This window comes from Amycolatopsis sp. NPDC058340 (assembly GCF_042723975.1).
GTDB lineage: Bacteria > Actinomycetota > Actinomycetes > Mycobacteriales > Pseudonocardiaceae > Amycolatopsis.
This window is the reverse complement of the sequence record NZ_JBHXIB010000013.1, coordinates 148,981-162,052: the sequence shown is the minus strand read 5'-3', so window position 1 is coordinate 162,052 and position 13,072 is coordinate 148,981. Positions and strand designations below refer to the sequence as shown.

Sequence of the window (13,072 nt, the reverse complement as noted above, 5' to 3'; positions counted from 1 at the left end):
TAGGGAGTTTAAGGTGAGTCAATGTCCGGGTTCGTCCGGATCTGGACAGCCGAAAGCCCCGGATCCCGCGAGGGGATCCGGGGCTTCGGCCTCGCGCCGTTACGCCGCTTGGGCGACCGGAGCCGTCGCCGGGGCCAGCGCGATGTCCAGCACGTCGCGGACGTTCGCCACGGCGTGGACCTCCAGCTGTGCCAGCACTTCGGCCGGAACGTCGTCCAGATCGGGCTCGTTGCGCTGCGGGATGATCACCGTCTTCATCCCGGCCCGGTGCGCGGCCAGCAGCTTCTGCTTGACCCCGCCGATCGGCAGCACGCGCCCGGTCAGCGACACCTCACCGGTCATCGCGACGTCCGATTTCACGACCCGGCCCGAAAGCAGGGACGCCAGCGCGGTCGTCATCGTGATACCGGCGCTCGGCCCGTCCTTGGGCACCGCGCCCGCGGGGACGTGCACGTGGATGCCGCGGTCCTTCAGATCGCCGACCGGGAGTTCCAGCTCCGCGCCGCGCGAACGCAGGTACGACAACGCGATCTGCACCGACTCCTTCATCACGTCACCCAGCTGACCGGTCAGCGACAGCCCGGTGGAGCCGGACTCCGGATCCGCCAGCGACGCCTCGATGTAGAGGACGTCACCGCCGGCGCCGGTCACCGCCAGCCCGGTGGCCACGCCCGGGGTCGACGTGCGCTGGGTCGACGCGGGAAGCGAGGACTCCGGCAGGTGCCGCGGACGGCCGAGGTAGGTCTCCAGCCCGTCGGCGTCGATCGTCAGCGGCAGCGCGACCTCGTCCAGCGCGACCTTGGTCGCCACCTTCCGCAGGACCTTCGCGATGGTCCGGTTCGCGTTGCGCACCCCGGCTTCCCGCGTGTACTCGGCGGCGATGCGGCTGAACGCGCCGTCGGTCAGCGTGACGTCGTCCTTGCCGAGACCGGCGCGCTCCAGCTCGCGGGGGAGCAGATGGTCGCGGGCGATGGTGACCTTCTCGTGCTCGGTGTAGCCGTCGAGGGTGACCAGCTCCATCCGGTCCAGCAGGGGGCCGGGGATGGTTTCGAGCGCGTTCGCCGTCGCGAGGAACACGACGTCGGACAGGTCGAGCTCGACCTCGAGGTAGTGGTCGCGGAACGTGTGGTTCTGCTCCGGGTCCAGCACCTCCAGCAGCGCGGCCGTCGGGTCTCCTCGGTAGTCGGCACCGACCTTGTCGATCTCGTCGAGCAGCACGACCGGATTCATCGAACCCGCTTCCTTGATGGCGCGGACGATCCGGCCGGGCAGTGCGCCGACGTAGGTGCGGCGGTGACCGCGAATCTCGGCCTCGTCGCGGATACCGCCGAGCGCGACGCGGACGAACTTGCGGCCCATCGCCTTCGCCACGGACTCGCCGAGCGACGTCTTGCCGACCCCCGGAGGACCGGCGAGCGCCAACACCGCGCCCGAACGGCGGCCGCCGACCGGGCCGAGCCCGGACTCCGCGCGGCGCTTGCGCACGGCCAGGTACTCGATGATGCGTTCCTTCACGTCGTCGAGACCGGCGTGGTCGGCGTCGAGGATGTCGCGGGCGGCGGCGATGTCGTGGACGTCGGTGGTGCGCTCGTTCCACGGCAGTTCGAGGACCGTGTCCAGCCAGGTGCGGATCCAGCCGCCCTCGGGGGACTGGTCGGAGGTGCGCTCCAGTTTGTCCACTTCGGACAGTGCGGCCTTCTTGACCGCGTCCGGCAGCTCGGCGGCCTCGACACGGGCGCGGTAGTCGTCGTCGTTGGCCGTGCCGTCGAGCTCGCCCAGCTCCTTGCGGATCGCTTCGAGCTGGCGGCGCAGCAGGAACTCCTTCTGCTGCTTCTCCATGCCCTCCTGGACGTCCTTGCGGATGGTGTCGGTGACCTCGAGTTCGGCCAGCTGCTCGCGGCTCCATTCGAGGGCCTTTTCCAGCCGTGCGGAAACGTCGAGGGCGGTGAGCAGTTCGAGCTTCTGCTCGGTGTTCAGGTACGACGAGTTGCCCGCGAGATCGGCGAGCGCGGACGGGTCCTCGACCTCCTGTACCGCGTCGATCATCTGCCAGCCGCCACGCTGCTGGAGGATCGCGAGGACGACGCTCTTGTACTCGGAAGCGAGCTTCGCGGAGTTGTCGTCGGTGGTCTCGGTCGCGACCTCGGCGTGGACCCAGCGGGCGGCGCCGGGACCGTCGGCGATGCGGCCGACGACGGCGCGGCGGGTGCCGCGCAACAGCACCGCCGTCTTGCCGCCGGGCACCCGCCCGATGCGCTCGACGGTCGCGATGGTGCCGAGTTCGGCGTACTCGCCGTGGACGCGGGGGACGATCAGCACCTCGGCCTTGGCGGCGGCGCTGGACCGGATCCCCGGGAAGGAAGCCTGGGCAGGCGTGTTGGCCTGGGCGGACTCCACCGCGGCGCGCGTCTCCGTGTCGGCGAGGTCGAGCGGGACGATCATGCCCGGCAGCACGACGTCGTCATCGAGCGGGAGGACGGGCAGGAGGCGGTTGTCGGTCATCTGTGCACTCCTCGGTTAGTTGAGTCTGCCTAGCTCAACTCTCCGATCGACCCGTTTGTTTCCTTCGAGCGTTCGCCGTCAGCGATCACCTACTCATCCGACCTCTGCGCGGAACGCGTCGCCTTTAGCCCGCTAAACGCGACGCGAACCGGCGAGAGGTCGGATGTCAGGGGTGGACCGAGACACCGCACCAGGCGAACGGCCGGGCGCCTTCCTCGTCCCGCCGCAGCTCCCGCACGGGCCGCCAGTCCGGCAGGTGGACGACGCCGGGTTCCAGCAGCGGCCAGTCCCCGAAGAGCGGCACGATCTCTTCCCGGTCCCGCATCCACACCGGATTGCTCGTCTTCCGGTACTGCTCGACCATCCAGTGCAGCCCGTCGGCGTCCTTGCCGGTCTGGCCGCCGAAGCTCATATGCGACAGCCCCAGCCAGCTGCCCGGCGCGAGCGCGTTCCGGTACGTCGCGACCAGCGCGGGCGGATCGTCGTGCGGGCCGGCGAAATGCAGGACGGCCATCATCATCAGGCAGACCGGCTGGTCGAAATCGATCAGCCGCAGTGTCTCCGGATGCCGCAGGACGTCCTTCGGCCGCCGCATGTCCGCCTGGATGATCCCCGCCCAGTCGGTCGCCTCGTGGCGTTCGAGGATCAGTTCCGCGTGCGCCACCGCGACCGGCTCGTAGTCGACGTACACGACCTTCGCCGTATCGCCAGGCTCCAGTTCCTCCTGCACGATCTCGTGCACGTTCCCGGCTGTCGGGACACCGGAGCCCAGATCGATGAACTGCCGGATCCCGGCGTCCAGCGCCGCGCGCACGACCCGGTTCATGAACTCGCGGTTGTGCCGCGCGCCCGGTTTGACCCAGCGCCACTGCTTTTCGAGCGCGCGGGCGAACTCGCGGTCGACCGCCCAGTTGTGTGTCCCGCCGAGGAACCAGTCGTAGATCCTCGCCGCGGACGGCTTCTCGGTGTCGACCCCGGTCGGCGCCACCGGGGCCGCGTCATCGTCCCTCGTCACGGAAAGAAGCCTATCCGGATCACTGGACCGCCGGTCGGCGCTGCCAGTACGTCCAGAGCGGCCGGTAGCCCTGCGCGTACCAGAACGGCGTCGAGCGCGGGTTGGCCAGCGCGTGGTGCAGCAGCACGACCTCGGTGCCGCATTCGTCGAAGACCTGGTGCGCGTGCGCGGCGAGCGCCGTCCCCACCCCGCTCGACCGCGCCGGTTCGGCCACCGCCAGCGACGACAGATAGCCGACGCGGTCGGCCGCGACCCGGCCGCCGATCCACGCCGTCTCACCGGGGAACTGCACCCGCACCATGCCCAGCGGCCGACCGTACAGTTCGGCGATCCACAACGTCGGATTTTCCCGGCCGAGCTGTTTCGACAGATCCGCGGTGATCGTTTCCTCCGCGCCCTCGCGCAAAGTGACAGAACCGAACTGCGCGTCATATCGCTGCAATTCCAGTTCGAGTCCGACGGCGGTTTCGAGATCATCCGCTTCGGCGGGCCGGATGTGCACACCGGGAGTGGCGGGCGGCCCGGTCACGGCGAGCCGGTCGGCGGGGCGGACCGCGATCACCAGCACCGGCGCGAAGCCGCGGCGCAGCAATTCGGCCGAGCCGGGGGAGTCCCGGCTGGGCCGCACCACGGTCGCCGCCGTCTCGACATCCCCAGGTGGGGCCACGGTCTTCAGATGTTCATCCCATCGGGTGAGTAATGCGTCGAGGGCCGCTTCCGGGCGGGGTCCGGTGAGGCGCGCTTCGAGGCGATGCTCGACGAGGGCCCGCCACGGAGAGTCAACAGAATCCGGGCCCGCTTCAGTCCGTACCGACAATCCGGCGGCGGCCGAGTCGCCTGCCGTCGCGGAGAGTGACACGGAGCCCTCGACAGGCTCCAGTGCAGGCATTTCGGGGAGCAGGGCGTCCACGGTGGCGAGCCGCTCGGCATGCCCGGCGGCGATGGCGTGGCTATTCATAGGGCTATTCAAGCCCCTACTGACGGGTCCGCCGGGAACTTCACGAGATTGGCCGGAGCGTGGCGTCAGGTGACTTCCGGTAGTCGGAAGGAACGCGAATAACGCTCCCATTTCACCCCTTGGTCCACGCAGGTCAGCGCGACGCGCCCATTGTTAACCCTGGGGTGATCTCATACTGTCTCGAATGGGACTTGGGTACGCCCTCCGGGGTACTGTATTGCCCTCGTCCCCGAGGTCGCGGTAGGACAAGACCGGTTGGGCAGCCGGGAAGGAAGGTCGGATGCCGGACACGAACGGCAGGCCCGGGAGCGCCGCACAGGCGACAGCGGGCAAGGGAGGCGCCGTTACGGAGGCTCGTACCGACGAGCGACGGTTCCGCGTCTACACCTTCGCGGTACTCACCATGGGCATCGCCGCCGCGGCCGCGGTCAGCCTCTGGCTGGACTTCGAGGCCTCGGACGATCTGCTGTGGATCGGGCCGATCCTCGCCCTCGCGTTCCTGCTCGCCGAACAGCTCGGCATCAACGTCGACGTCCGCAGCGGTATCTCGTGGACGATCTCGTTCACCGAGATCCCGCTGGTCATCGGATTCTTCGTCGCTCCCTTCGAAGTCGTGCTCGCCGCGCATCTCGCGGCGGGGATCGGAACGCTGCTGGCCCGCAAGGTCGCGGGCCGCGTGCTCTACAACGCCGGCGCCTTCCTGCTGGAGATCACCGGCGCGTTCGCCGTGGCAGGACTGGTGAAACAGGCCTCCGGCGCCCACGACATGACCTGGATCGCCGCGCTGGCCGGGACGTTGACCGCGCCGCTGGTCAGCACGCTGCTCGCGCTCGCCGCCGTCCGCGTGCTGCGCCGCCGCATGCGGGTCAGCACCGCGATCCGGCTGACCGGGCGCATCCTCGTCGTCGGCTTCGTCAACGCTTCGGTCGGTCTTTCCGGTTATCTGGTCATTTCCGGGACGCCGAAGGCCTGGCCGCTCGTGCTGGCCGTCTTCCTCGGGCTCACCGCGTTGTACTGGGCGTACTCGGATCTGCTGCGCGAGCAACGCGACATGGAAGCGTTGTCCGACGTCAGCCTGATGGTCGCGCGCTCCGGTCAGCAGGCCGCCGCACGGCCCGCCGGGCGCGCGGACGAACTCGTCGGCGGCGTGGACGTCCGCGAGTGGGCGACCATCGCCGAACGCATCAAGGACCAGCTCGCCGCCGGCCGTGTCGTGCTGAGGCTCCGGCTGGAGCCGAAGGACACCATGCGGATGGTCGTCGCGGGCGACGAACTGCCGCCGGTCGACCCGGCCGCCGACGACCCGTTGCTGCGCCTGCCCGGCGCGCACGTCCGCCACTTCCGGATCACCGAAGCCAATCCCGACGTCCGCTCCGCGTTGCTCGACCGCGGCGCGCAGGAGGCGCTGGTCGTCCCGCTGCGCAGCGCGAACCAGCTCCTCGGCGTCGTCGAAGCGCACGACAGACTGAGCCGCTGGCGTGGCTTCGGCAAGTACGACGTCCAGCTGCTCGGCACGATGGCCAGCCACCTCGCGACGTCGCTGGACAACCGGCGACTGCTCGCGACCCTGCGTCACGACGCGTACCACGACCCGCTGACCGGTCTGCTCAACCGGCCGGGCTTCCGCCAGGTCGCCAAGGAACCGTTGCGGGAACAGGTCGACGCGGTCGTGCTCCGGGTCGATCTGGACGTCTTCTCCACCGTCAGCGACGCCCTCGGCTACGTCTGGGCGGACCGGATGGTCATCGCCGCGGGCCGCCGGATCCGCGACGCGCTCGGTCCCGACGTCCCGCTCGCCAGGCTCGAAGGCGCGTCCTTCGCGGCGCTCCTCGTCGGCTGCGCGCCGGAACGCGCCCAGGCCGCCGCGGAGCTGCTCCGCGCGGAACTCGTCGCCCCGTACCCGGTGGACCGGCTGTCCGTCGAAGCCAACGCGATGATCGGCTACGCCACCTCGTCGGCGGAAGACGACGACCAGGTCGACGTCGACGGGCTCCTGCAGCGCGCCGACGTCGCCGTCCGCGCGACCAAGGGCGGCGAAGAGGTCCGCGGCTACATGGCCAGCATGGGCCAGATCTTCATGCGCCGGTTCCAGATGGTCACGCAGTTCCGGCAGTCGCTCGAAGAAGGCCAGCTGAGCGTCCACTACCAGCCGAAGATCACCTTGCCGAACCGGCAGATCCAGGGCGTCGAGGCGCTCGTGCGCTGGGTGCACCCGGAGTTCGGCAGGCTCGGCCCGGACGAGTTCGTCCCGGCGATCGAAGCGGCCGGTCTCATCGGCGTCCTGACGTCGTTCGTGCTCGAAGAGTCGTTGAAGCGCGTGCGCAAGTGGCTCGACGAGGGCCTGCGCATCTCCGCCGCGGTGAACCTGTCGGTGCGGAACCTGGCCGACGAGGACTTCCCGACGAAGGTCGCGCGCGAACTCGACCGCTTCGGCATCCCGCCCGAGCTGCTCACCTTCGAGCTGACCGAGTCAGGTGTGATGTCCGACCCGCAGAAGGCGCTGCCGATCCTGCGGGAGCTGCACTCGCTGGGCATCGTGCTCGCCGTCGACGACTTCGGCACCGGCTACTCGTCGCTGGCGTACCTGCGGCAGCTCCCGGTCGACCAGGTCAAGATCGACAAGAGCTTCGTCCTCGGCATGGGCACCGACCTCGGCGACCTCGCCGTCGTGCGCTCCATCGTCGAGCTCGGCCACTCGCTCGGCCTCACGGTCGTGGCGGAGGGCGTCGAGGAGGACGTCGCGCGGGATCAGCTCGAGGCGATGGGGTGTGACGTGGCCCAGGGCTACCTCATCTCGCGCCCGCTGCCGGAGGATCGCCTCGAGGCGTGGCTGCAGGCCCGCACGGCGCGTTCGCCCGGACGACACTCCGAGACCGTCTTGACCCTGCTGACCTGAGGTTTTGCGGTAACGTACCCCCCTGTTTCAGGCGCCGGCGAGGACTTGCTAATCTTTCCAAGTCCTCGCGAGAGGCAAGGCCCCTTTAGCTCAGTCGGCAGAGCGTTTCCATGGTAAGGAAAAGGTCTACGGTTCGATTCCGTAAAGGGGCTCGCGACCTCAGCCGCGTCACGCAAGCGTGTCGCGGCCTGGTTCATGTAAGGGCGGTGTAGCTCAGTTGGCAGAGCAAGCGGCTCATAATCGCTGTGTCGCCGGTTCAAGTCCGGCCACCGCTACGCGGTAACCCTGGGTGTCCCAGGCCTAGTAGAGAAGGAAATGCTGTGGCTGCCACTGACGTGCGACCGAAGATCACGCTCGCGTGTGAGGAGTGCAAGCACCGCAACTACATCACCAAGAAGAACCGGCGCAACAACCCGGATCGCCTGGAGATGAAGAAGTTCTGCCCGAACTGCGGTACGCACCGGACTCACAAAGAGACCCGCTGAGCGTCTAGCGGTTCTACCTGTCTTACCGAAGCCGTCCTGGTCACCAGGGCGGCTTCGGTATTTTCCGGGTTCGGTAGCCTGCTCGGGTGGCCTTGGACCAGTCGTTCACCGGGCGGGTGTACCCGCCGACCAGTACCTATGAAGTGAGTCGCGAGAAGATCAGGGAGTTCGCCGACGCGCTCGGCGACACGAACCCGCTCTACCGCGACACCGAAGCGGCGAAGGCGGCCGGCTACCCCGACGTCATCGCGCCGCCGACGTTCCTGACGATCATCAACCTCGCCTCGATCAACGCGATCGTCTCGGACCCCGAGCTGGGTCTCGACTATTCGCGGATGGTCCACGGCGACCAGCGGTTCACCTACACGCGGCCGGTGCACGCGGGTGACGTGCTGTCGCTCACCACGCATATCGACAACATCATGGCCCGCGCCGGGAACGACTTCATCAACCTGCGCGCCGAGATCTCCGGCGCCGACGGCGATCTGATCGCCACCACGAACGCCCAGCTCGTGGTCCGAGGGGAGGACGCGTGAGCACGTTCACCGCCGGGGAAGAACTGACGCCGCTGACCATCGACGTCACCCGCGACCAGCTGGTGCGTTACGCCGGCGCTTCGCTGGACTTCAACCCGATCCACTGGAACGAGGCCTTCGCCAAGGAGGTCGGCCTTCCCGACGTCATCGCGCACGGGATGCTGACCATGGCGCTCGGGGCGCGGCTCGTCACCGACTGGCTGGGCGACCCCGGCCGCCTCGTCGATTACTTCGCGCGCTTCACGCGTCCCGTGGTCGTGCCGAACGAGGGCGCGGCGACGATCGAGTTCACCGGGAAGGTCGCCGTGGTCAACGACGACGGCACCGCCCGGGTCGACATCACCGCCAAGTTCGAGGGCAAGGCCGTCCTCGGCAAGGCGCAGGCGGTCGTCCGCAACTGACCTCAAGCCTCGTGAGTGGCAAGGACGGTTAGAACCGTCCTTGCCACTCACGAGGCCGGCTTGAGCAGCTTCTCGAGGACCTCCGCCATCCCTTCCGCGCCACGGGCGTTCGGGTGCAGCGGAGCAGCGGGCACCGAGGGCGTCGGGCCTTCGACCCATCGCCGGTTCGCGGCGCTGCACATGTCCCGCCCCTTGCTCGCGGTCGACATGTCGGCGAAGCCCGCTTCGTGTGCCTTCGCCCTCTCCTGCAGTGCCGTGTTCAGCCGTTTCAGCGAATCACGGAAGTAGGCGACATCCCCTGCGCCGACCGGCAGGACGGGCCAGCAACCGGCGTCGTCGTCCGGAAGCACGGTGGGGTACCCCACGACCACGATGCGCGCCGAAGGGGCCTTCGCGCGGATCTGGTCCAGGATTCCGCCGAGCCGGCCCGCCGCGGCGGTGATCCGTTCGGCGAGCTGGTCGCGTCCGCCCGCGGTCAGCTGGGTCTTGCAGGGCGAAGCGGTCTGCACCTGCGTCGCGCACTGGCTCGCGAAGCCGGCGAAGCCCACGTCGTTGCCGCCGATCCCGACGGTCACCAGCGTCGTGTCGCCATCGACGGCGTCGAGCTGTGGGGCGTTCGTGCCGTCCCGCGTCTTCTGCTCGCCGGTGAGATGTTGGGTCGTGGCGCCGCCGCAGCTGACGTCGACGAACTCGGCTGGACGCAGCTTCGCGGCGAGCAGGCTCGGATAGTTGTTGTCCGAGCGGTCGCAGCCCGCCGGCGCGCCCACCGGCCGCCCGGTGCCCGGCGAGGCCGTGTAGGAGTCGCCCAGCGCCACGTACCGGCCCGCGCCGTCCGAAGCGGTGACCCCCGCCGGTGTCACCGCCGTTCCACGCTCCCAAAGGTGGTAAGCGATCCCCAGTACGGACAGCACGATCACCAGGAAGAGGCAGCCGCCCCCAGTTCTCCGCTGCGTCACCCGTTCGTTGTACGCGACCTGGGTCACATTTGTCATCGGGCCGACCGTCGGTGAACTGAGCGTGAACGGGTGATCTCCGGTTGCCTGAGACGTGGATCACGTTCAGGGTGGTGCTCGTACCTGCCCCGAGGAAAGGCGAAAACCGTGGGCCTGAACTTGAACAAGCTGGTGGACAAGGCGTGGGAGGACAAGGGCGTCAACGAGCTGCTGGACGCGCCGCCGTCCGCTCTCGAAGGCCTCACCAAGAAGCACGACGAACTCCTCGCCGAACTCAAGATCAAGACGATCCGGGACCTCGGCAACTGGAAGTACGCCGCGAAGGCCCACGCGCTCGTCCAGCTCGCCGACGGCGAATCCTGAGCTCGCTGAAGGCCCTTCCAGGTGAACGGGGAGGGCCTTCAGCCCTTCGGGACGAGGTCGCGCAGTTCGGCGGCGAGATCGAGCGCGTGCGTGACGTCCCGCGCGAGATAGTGCGGGTCGACGAAGGCTTCGGCGATCCCGGTTTCGGCGGCCGCCTCCAGCTGTGCCGCGACGTCCTTGAGGTCCGTTCCCGCCTTCGGGTTGATCCGCAGTACCCGCCGCAGCGTTCCGGGGTCGCGGCCCGCCTTCTCGGCCGCGGTCACCACGGTCTGCCAGAGCTTCGCCAGATACGGCGCGGGCAGACCCGCCGGAAGCCAGCCGTCCGCGCGGCGGCCGACGCGGTCCAGCGCCACCGGGGAAAGACCGCCGAGCAACACCGGCGGATGCGGGCGCTGTACCGGCCGCAGCCCCACATTCGCCGCCGGGATCCGCCAACGGTCGCCTTCGTGCTCGACCGGGTCGCCGGTCCAGAACTTCCGAAGGACGTCGAGAAGCTCCTCCAGCTGTCCGCCCCGCCCCTTCCAGGGCGTGCCTGTCGCCGTGTACTCGTCGCGAAGCCAGCCGATGCCGAGCCCGACGTCCAGACGGCCACCGCTCACCTGATCCAGTGAAGTGAGCATGCGGGCGAGCACGACGGCCGGATACACCGTTCCGGTGAGCGTGCTCGTACCCAGCCGGACCTTGTTCGTGACGCTCGCCGCCACCGTCAGCAGGATCAGCGGATCGGCGAAGGTGACGAATTCGGGCGGGTACGGCCGTTCCGGTGTGCCTCCGGGGTAGAAATCCGACGGCGAGACCGGCGCCAGCACCCGGTCCCCGACCCACAAGGACTCGTACCCGAGCTCCTCGGCGGCCGCGGCGAAACCGGTGACGGCGTCCATCGACGCGAGGGGACCGTACTGCGGAAGAGCGATTCCCAAGCGCATCACGGTCACCGTGCTTCCGCGAGCAGACGGCCCATCCTGGTGATCCCTTCGGTGAGATCGTTTTCGTCCAGCGCATAGGAAATCCGGAAGTATCCCGGCGTCCCGAACGCCTCGCCGGGCACCACGGCGACCTCGGCCTCGCGCAGGATCAGATCCGCCAGCGCCACCGTGTCGGCCGGACGCTCACCGCGGATCTCCTTGCCCAGCAAGGCTTTCATCGACGGGTAGAGGTAGAAAGCGCCGAGTGGCACCGGAGTTTCGACTCCAGGGATCTCGGAAAGCAGCGACAGTGCCTTCTTCCGCCGGGTGTCGAACGCTTCGCGCATGGCGAAAACGGCGTCGAGCGGTCCGCTCACGGCCGCCAGCGCGGCGCGCTGCGCGACATTCGAAACGTTGCCGCACAAGTGGGATTGGTACGCCGTCGCGGCCTTGACCACGTCCTGCGGTCCGAGCAGCCAGCCCACCCGCCAGCCGGTCATCGAGTACGTCTTCGCGACCCCGTTGAGGACGATCGTCCGGTCGGCGAGTTCCGGGACCAAGACCGGCATCGAGGGCGCTTCGGCGCCGTCGTAGACCAGGTGCTCGTAGATCTCGTCGGTGATCACCCAGAGACCGTTCTCGTGCGCCCAGCGCCCGATCGCCTCCACCTGCTCGCGCGGGTACACCGCGCCGGTCGGGTTCGACGGCGACACGAACAGGAGCACCTTCGTGCGCGGTGTCCTGGCGGCTTCGAGCTGCTCGACGGTGACCAGGTAGCCCGTCGTCTCGTCCGCCGTGACCTGCACCGGGACACCGCCGGCGAGGGCGATCGACTCCGGGTACGTCGTCCAGTACGGCGCGGGCAGCAACACCTCGTCGCCGGGGTCGAGCAGCGTCGCGAACGCCGAGTAGACCGCCTGCTTGCCGCCGTTGGTCACCAGGACGCGGCCGGGATCGACCTCGAACCCGGAGTCGCGGACGGTCTTCGCCGCGATCGCCTCGCGCAGCTCCGGCAGCCCGCCGGCGGCGGTGTAGCCGTGATTGACCTTGTCCCGAACTGCCGCTTCGGCGGCTTCGAGCACGTTGGCCGGGGTCGGGAAGTCCGGCTGCCCCGCGCCGAACCCGATCACCGGACGGCCCTGCGCCTTGAGCTCCCGGGCCTTCGCGTCGACGGCCAGCGTGGCCGACGGCGTGATGCCGCCGATCCGGGCCGAAACGCGGGCGGCGGGCGAAGACGAGGGTGCGGGAGCGCTCATGGCGACATCGTGGCACGATCATTGGGTCGGCCGTGGGGGAGTTTCCCCGCGGAAGGCTGCTCCGCGCCGCTTTGAGGGGCGCGGTTGCGAAGCTGTTCGGGGGTTGCCGTAGACTTCTGGTCTCGGAACGCACTACGGTCATCCCCGCCACGGCGGTGGGGACGATGGAATGCGTCCTCGGGAGCTCCAGAGCATCGGGGTTCCAAAGGGGTGTAGCTCAATTGGCAGAGCAGCGGTCTCCAAAACCGCAGGTTGCAGGTTCAAGTCCTGTCACCCCTGCGTAAGCGAACTGGTGAAGGCGGAGGAGTGGTCGTGAGCGACAGCGACGCCAGCGGTGAGAAGGCGCAGGACGGCGCCGGGCAGAAGCCCGACGAGCAGTCCCGCCCGGTGACCGCCGCTGCCCGGCGTGAGCGCCGTGCGTCCGCGCGCCCGTCCGGTAAGGCCGACGCCAAGTCGGACGACAAGACCCGCCCCGCCGGCAAGGCGAAGGCCGGGGACAAGACCGAGAAGTCCAAGGACGCCAAAGGCACGGCGACCCCGAAGCGCGACCGCAAGCCGAAGCAGGCGTCGATCTTCGCCAGGCTCATGCGCTTCATCCGTGAGGTCTGGGCCGAGCTGCGCAAGGTCATCTGGCCGAACCGCAAGCAGATGGTCACCTACACCGCGGTGGTGCTGGTCTTCGTGGTGTTCATGGTGGCGCTGGTGAGCGGCCTCGACCTGGCCTTCAAAGAGGTCGTCGGTGCCGTCTTCGGCAGCTGAGGCAGCCGTCCGCGGTGCCTGAGCGCACCGCACGGTGGCCTGC

At 68.9% G+C, this 13,072-nt stretch carries 12 protein-coding genes and 3 tRNA genes; 9 read left to right on the top strand and 6 right to left on the bottom strand.

Annotated features, from left to right (window positions below; all coding sequences use genetic code 11):
• Window positions 1-99: 99 nt before the first annotated feature.
• The 3 genes from lon to ACFWIW_RS18105 form a co-directional block, all read right to left on the bottom strand.
• Window positions 100-2,502, bottom strand: a complete 2,403-nt coding sequence (gene lon / locus ACFWIW_RS18115; protein WP_378369461.1) for an endopeptidase La — start codon at window positions 2,500-2,502, stop codon at window positions 100-102.
• 166 nt (window positions 2,503-2,668) lie between these two features.
• Window positions 2,669-3,517, bottom strand: coding sequence for an SAM-dependent methyltransferase (locus tag ACFWIW_RS18110; protein WP_378369460.1), 849 nt, complete (start codon window positions 3,515-3,517; stop codon window positions 2,669-2,671).
• A gap of 19 nt (window positions 3,518-3,536) precedes the next feature.
• A complete protein-coding gene (locus ACFWIW_RS18105) occupies window positions 3,537-4,475 on the bottom strand; it encodes a GNAT family N-acetyltransferase (protein WP_378369459.1) in 939 nt (312 codons plus the stop codon).
• 280 nt (window positions 4,476-4,755) lie between these two features.
• On the opposite strand from ACFWIW_RS18105, the gene ACFWIW_RS18100 reads away from it, so the two are divergent.
• The 6 genes from ACFWIW_RS18100 (at window position 4,756) to ACFWIW_RS18075 (ending at window position 8,793) form a co-directional block, all read left to right on the top strand.
• The gene (locus ACFWIW_RS18100) at window positions 4,756-7,371 is read left to right on the top strand and encodes a bifunctional diguanylate cyclase/phosphodiesterase (protein WP_125788784.1); all 2,616 of its coding nucleotides are present in this window, start codon (window positions 4,756-4,758) and stop codon (window positions 7,369-7,371) included.
• Window positions 7,372-7,450: 79 nt separating this feature from the next.
• Window positions 7,451-7,523: transfer RNA gene (locus tag ACFWIW_RS18095), tRNA-Thr, on the top strand.
• A 50-nt stretch (window positions 7,524-7,573) separates the two neighbouring features.
• A tRNA-Met gene (locus ACFWIW_RS18090) sits at window positions 7,574-7,646 on the top strand.
• 45 nt (window positions 7,647-7,691) lie between these two features.
• Window positions 7,692-7,856: a 50S ribosomal protein L33 gene (gene rpmG, locus ACFWIW_RS18085; protein WP_005152047.1), complete on the top strand. Its 165-nt coding sequence runs from the start codon at window positions 7,692-7,694 to the stop codon at window positions 7,854-7,856.
• An 86-nt stretch (window positions 7,857-7,942) separates the two neighbouring features.
• Window positions 7,943-8,392 carry a MaoC family dehydratase N-terminal domain-containing protein gene (locus ACFWIW_RS18080; RefSeq protein WP_378369458.1) on the top strand — a complete coding sequence of 150 codons (450 nt, stop codon included), beginning with the start codon at window positions 7,943-7,945 and terminating at the stop codon, window positions 8,390-8,392.
• Window positions 8,389-8,793: a MaoC family dehydratase gene (locus ACFWIW_RS18075; protein ID WP_378369457.1), complete on the top strand. Its 405-nt coding sequence runs from the start codon at window positions 8,389-8,391 to the stop codon at window positions 8,791-8,793. The genes ACFWIW_RS18080 and ACFWIW_RS18075 overlap by 4 nt, the downstream gene beginning before the upstream one ends.
• 47 nt (window positions 8,794-8,840) lie before the next feature.
• Here the strand turns inward: ACFWIW_RS18075 and ACFWIW_RS18070 are convergent, their stop codons facing one another.
• Window positions 8,841-9,776 carry an SGNH/GDSL hydrolase family protein gene (locus ACFWIW_RS18070; protein WP_378369491.1) on the bottom strand — a complete coding sequence of 312 codons (936 nt, stop codon included), beginning with the start codon at window positions 9,774-9,776 and terminating at the stop codon, window positions 8,841-8,843.
• A gap of 117 nt (window positions 9,777-9,893) precedes the next feature.
• Between ACFWIW_RS18070 and ACFWIW_RS18065 the strand changes: the two genes are divergently transcribed.
• Window positions 9,894-10,109 carry a hypothetical protein gene (locus ACFWIW_RS18065; RefSeq protein ID WP_378369456.1) on the top strand — a complete coding sequence of 72 codons (216 nt, stop codon included), beginning with the start codon at window positions 9,894-9,896 and terminating at the stop codon, window positions 10,107-10,109.
• Window positions 10,110-10,147: 38 nt separating this feature from the next.
• Here ACFWIW_RS18065 and ACFWIW_RS18060 read toward each other — a convergent pair whose 3' ends face one another.
• Together ACFWIW_RS18060 and ACFWIW_RS18055 are read right to left on the bottom strand one after the other, a co-directional pair.
• Entirely contained in the window at window positions 10,148-11,044 is an 897-nt protein-coding gene (locus ACFWIW_RS18060) for a TIGR03619 family F420-dependent LLM class oxidoreductase (RefSeq protein ID WP_378369455.1), read from the bottom strand.
• Entirely contained in the window at window positions 11,041-12,270 is a 1,230-nt protein-coding gene (locus ACFWIW_RS18055) for a pyridoxal phosphate-dependent aminotransferase (protein WP_378369454.1), read from the bottom strand. The genes ACFWIW_RS18060 and ACFWIW_RS18055 overlap by 4 nt, the downstream gene beginning before the upstream one ends.
• Window positions 12,271-12,476: 206 nt before the next feature.
• Between ACFWIW_RS18055 and ACFWIW_RS18050 the strand changes: the two genes are divergently transcribed.
• Window positions 12,477-12,549 (top strand) — tRNA-Trp (locus tag ACFWIW_RS18050).
• 27 nt (window positions 12,550-12,576) lie between these two features.
• Entirely contained in the window at window positions 12,577-13,029 is a 453-nt protein-coding gene (gene secE, locus ACFWIW_RS18045) for a preprotein translocase subunit SecE (protein WP_007031001.1), read from the top strand.
• Window positions 13,030-13,072 lie beyond the last annotated feature (43 nt).

Bases quoted from the DNA above. Each gene is read 5' to 3' on its own strand.
- lon (WP_378369461.1), bottom strand. From the start codon at position 2,502: ATGACCGACAACCGCCTCCTGCCCGTCCTCCCGCTCGATGACGACGTC.
- ACFWIW_RS18055 (WP_378369454.1), bottom strand. From the start codon at position 12,270: ATGAGCGCTCCCGCACCCTCGTCTTCGCCCGCCGCCCGCGTTTCGGCC.
- ACFWIW_RS18100 (WP_125788784.1), top strand. From the start codon at position 4,756: ATGCCGGACACGAACGGCAGGCCCGGGAGCGCCGCACAGGCGACAGCG.
- ACFWIW_RS18105 (WP_378369459.1), bottom strand. From the start codon at position 4,475: ATGAATAGCCACGCCATCGCCGCCGGGCATGCCGAGCGGCTCGCCACC.